Raw genomic sequence first — 3,354 nt, 5'->3', positions numbered from 1 at the left:
GGGGCAGTGCCGCTGCTACGGGCGTCGCGTCCGAGTTGGCCCTTCGTGACGCTGGGATATGCCGACGGCGGCTACGCCGGTGCCCGGGTCGCCGAGGCCAGCTCGATCCGCATCGAGGTGGTGCGCAAGGCCGACAATCAAGTCGGCTTCGCCGTCATCGCCCGGCGGTGGGTGGTCGAGCGGTTCTTCGCCTGGATCAACCGAAACCGGCGGCTCGCGAAGGACTTCGAGGCCACGATCGAGAGCGTCGAAGCCTTCCTCTACGCCGCGTCCAGCGTCATCCTGCTACGAAGGTTGGCACGTTGATGAACCGATTCGAAATGGACTCTTAAGTTCCTTGCGAGACTCGTTTCCTATCTCTCGGGAATTCCAGGAGGCATTTTTGCTCCGTCACTGGCCGTGGGCGTAGGCATTGGGACGATATTCAACCATCTCGTGCCGGGTGCCCCGGTGGCGGCGTTCGCAATGGTGGGGATGGCAGGCTATTTTTCGGGCGTGGTACAATCGCCACTGACCGCATCCGCGATGGTTATCGAGATGACCAGCAACCCAGCAATGACTGTACCAGTTGGCATCGCCGCGATCCTCGGCACGATGGCGTCACGATTGGTCTGTAAGGAACCCGTCTATCACGCCATGGCACATCAGTTCCTTCGCGTTGTCGAACATAAACCGGTCTCTCAACCGAATACGGCAGGCGTCAGTCCGAAATAGAGAATACAAGCATCCCTGACACCGATTCGTGACTGGCATTACGTCGCGAACGGCGTAGCTAGGTATCATGAGGCCATATGTCCGATAGCTAGGCAGATTTGTGATATCCGCTCCGCAATGCATTGCGCAGCGCTTACCCCCAGTTCGCTCACCTGGCAGGATTGTTTCAATGTCCCCGACGACATCAAAGATCAGAACAAAACGTCGTTCGAACGCGATGACAAAGCTCGAACGGCGGGCGAGTTATAGTCTGGCCTCGATTTACGGACTGAGAATGCTTGGCTTGTTTCTGATTCTGCCCGTATTCTCGATCTACACGAAAACGCTGCCGGATGGCCATGACCGCTTCCTGGTCGGCCTCGCACTCGGTATCTACGGCTTCACTCAAGCCTGCCTGCAAATTCCTTTGGGCATCGCCAGTGATCGGTATGGCCGCAAGCCAGTTATGATTGTAGGGCTGGCAGTTTTTGCGCTCGGTTCATTCGTGGCCGGCTTCTCGCATAACTTGCCGATGATCATTGTTGGCAGAGCGATACAGGGGGCGGGCGCGATCTCTGCGGCGATCTCCGCCATGATCGCCGACTCGACCCGACCGGAAAATCGCACCCGGGCGATGGCCTTCGTTGGTATGATGATCGGTATGAGCTTCATCATCGCACTCGTGGCCGGACCGCTGCTGTATCGCTCGATTTCTGTGCCTGGTATGTTCCTGCTCACCGGCGTGCTTGCGATCGGGGCGATCTTCGTTGTGAAGTTCGTGGTACCCGACGTGAAGATGGGAGCCTCCGAGCCTGCGCACCCGGATGCCGCGATGACGAGTGCCGTACCACATACGAGCCTGTTTACTCCCGCACTGCTCCGTCTGGACTTTTCGATCTTCGCCCTGAATTTCATGCAGGTCGCACTGTTTTTGGCCTTGCCGCTTGCGCTGGTAAACGATGCCGGCATCGCGATCGAGAATAACTGGATCGTCTATCTACCGGTCGCCATCCTATCATTCATCGTGGCGATTCCAGGGATCATCTGGGCCGAGACACGCGGTTATTTGAGGCATGGCTTCATCGGGGCGGTCGCGTTGATGGGACTTGCCATGATCGTTTTTGCTGGCGGTTACCATGACATCGTGGCTCTGGTAGGCGCGCTGTTCGTGTTCTTCGTGGGCTTCAACCTTTTGGAAGCACTGTTGCCCTCGCTCGTCTCGCGCACGGCACCACCATCCCGCAAAGGTCGCGCACTGGGGGTCTATAACACCGCCCAATCGATTGGGCTGTTCGCTGGCGGCGCGGTTGGTGGCATCGCGGCGGATCTAGGAGGAAGCGTTGCGGTATTTCTGACCTGTGCCGTTCTCGGGCTCGTCTGGCTGATCATAGCCACATTCGTTCAAGCCCCGGCAAAGCACTCGGTTTGAACCCCCGGGGGGATCCGGGGGGGCCAGCGGTTTAAGGTCATTGCCGTCCAAGGCATCCTCCATCACATCCGGGACAACGAGCGCTCCCCCGTCCCACGGTGGAGACCGTCCAGCGCCCGTCGCGGGACTCCGACCCCAAGAGCTACTGGATTCACCCAATTGACTGGGTAGCGAGGGCGAAGCCTGCGGCCACTGAGGCGAAACGCGCCCATCCGGCACGCATGGTTTTTGGTCCCTGGGGTTTTTAGTAACAATTCCAACCCCCGAGCCGTGCCACGATCCAGGAAAGCCATGCGAGAGAATGGGGCGGATGAGGGTTTTGCTGGCGGCGTGCTTTACCTTCGAGCGTCGGGGCGATGGCCTCGGCAGCCGGCATCACCGTGGCGTCGATCACATCGGTTGCGGGCCGTGGACTGCCATCGGGCCTATGGTGGAATTTGGGTGACGGGGGTGATCAGGCGGCGTTCTGTGCTGGCGTCTCGATCACCTCGACGCCGTCCCGGAAAGTAATGCCCTGGATGACCTTGGGCAACTGGTTTTCTCCGTTGAGTTTGCGCCAGGTTTTGCCGGCTGCAGTGACGAGTTTGAAGACCATGAGCCGGGCGGTGTCCTGCGACAGCGCGCCCTTGGTTCGGATCGTTCTATGGCGAACGGTGGCGAACACGCTCTCGATCGGGTTGGAGGTCCGCAGATGCTCCCAATGCTCGGCCGGGTAATCGTGGAAAGTCAGCAGCGCATCACGGTCCTTGACCAGACAGGTCACCGCCTTGTCGTACTTCAAGCCATATTTCTCAACGAACTTTGTAATCGCCGCCTCGGCCGCCGCACGATCCGGCGCCGTCCAGATTTCACGTAGATCGGCCTTGGCGGCCGGTTGGAGGACTTTCGGCATCTTGTTCAGCACATTGGCGGTTTTGTGGACCGTGCAGCGCTGATGGCATGTCCTCGGCCAGACCTCCTCAATCGCCTTCCAGAAGCCGAGCGCCCCGTCCCCGGTGGCGACCTGCGGTGCGATGGTCAGACCCACGGGCCTTCAGATCGACGAGCAGTTCGTGCCAGCTCTGCGCACTTTCCCGCATGCCTACCTGAAAACCGATCAACTCTTTCCAGCCCTCGGGGGTGGCGCCGATCAGCACCAGCATGCACTCTGCCTGCGGTTCCATCCGTGCCTGTAAATACACTCCATCCGCCCAGATGTAGACGTAACGCCGGGCTGAAAGATCCCGCCGCTG

The 3,354-nt window shown here is 59.6% G+C and carries 2 protein-coding genes and 2 pseudogenes; 3 read left to right on the top strand and 1 reads right to left on the bottom strand.

From position 1 onward, the window contains the following. The 3 genes and pseudogenes from AruPA_RS21460 to AruPA_RS21450 form a co-directional block, all read left to right on the top strand. Positions 1 to 306 (top strand): transposase (locus AruPA_RS21460; protein WP_265638763.1); only part of this gene is annotated, 306 nt, incomplete at its 5' end. 30 nt (positions 307 to 336) lie between these two features. After that, positions 337 to 714, top strand: a pseudogene (locus AruPA_RS21455) (chloride channel protein); the annotation flags it as partial. 169 nt (positions 715 to 883) lie between these two features. Further along, entirely contained in the window at positions 884 to 2,122 is a 1,239-nt protein-coding gene (locus AruPA_RS21450) for an MFS transporter (protein WP_265638762.1), read from the top strand. A gap of 454 nt (positions 2,123 to 2,576) precedes the next feature. Here AruPA_RS21450 and AruPA_RS21445 read toward each other — a convergent pair. Next, positions 2,577 to 3,354: pseudogene (locus tag AruPA_RS21445) on the bottom strand (IS256 family transposase); the annotation flags it as partial.

It is taken from the genome of Acidiphilium sp. PA (genome assembly GCF_026191915.1).
In the GTDB taxonomy this organism is placed as follows: Bacteria; Pseudomonadota; Alphaproteobacteria; order Acetobacterales; family Acetobacteraceae; genus Acidiphilium.
Note: the sequence above shows the minus strand (reverse complement) of the source record. Positions and strands in the feature narration are given on the sequence as shown.

What these genes read in the sequence shown, in the direction of transcription:
- AruPA_RS21450 (WP_265638762.1), top strand. Translation starts at nt 884, where the DNA reads ATGTCCCCGACGACATCAAAGATCAGAACAAAACGTCGTTCGAACGCG.